We start from the raw sequence: 525 nt of genomic DNA, 5'->3' as shown, positions 1-525 counted from the left end.
CAGACGAAAATTCAACCTGACAGCAATCGCACCGAGCTTAGCTGCGGCAAAATACAGACCGAAATATTCCAGGCAGTTGTACAGCAGAATTCCCACGCGATCACCTTTTTCAACGCCCAGCTCTTTCAGCTTATTCGCATAGCTGTTTGAAAAATAATCCAGTTGCTCGTATGACCACGATGCCTCTTTTTCAAGCTGGAGTGCCACTTTTCTTTGATCCGATTGATTCCCGTGGTGCATAACTCCTCTTGTCATATAACCTAAATCCAAACGATTACCCCCTTCTTTGTAAGCGCATACATATTGAAAATCGGCTTGCATTTCCTTCCTTCTATTAATGCAAATAACGTGCCAACTATAAAAATCCATTATGGACAGCAATTCAACGCCTTATGAAATTGGGGTTTTCCAATATTCTGGAATGATCGTTAGACAGATAGCAATTACGCCGTGACAAGCATACCAATAAGAAAATTCCGAATTATTGGAATGGATTCCAACAATCCGGAATTTACGGCAAAAATC

General features: G+C 41.1%; 1 protein-coding gene. It reads right to left on the bottom strand.

All coding sequences use genetic code 11. The features are described 5' to 3' along the window. Nucleotides 1-270 (bottom strand): AMP-binding protein (locus tag AC3G7N_RS22560; protein ID WP_489424330.1); only part of this gene is annotated, 270 nt, incomplete at its 3' end. Nucleotides 271-525 lie beyond the last annotated feature (255 nt).

Source organism: Virgibacillus carmonensis (genome assembly GCF_057836705.1).
Note: the sequence above shows the minus strand (reverse complement) of the source record. Positions and strands in the feature narration are given on the sequence as shown.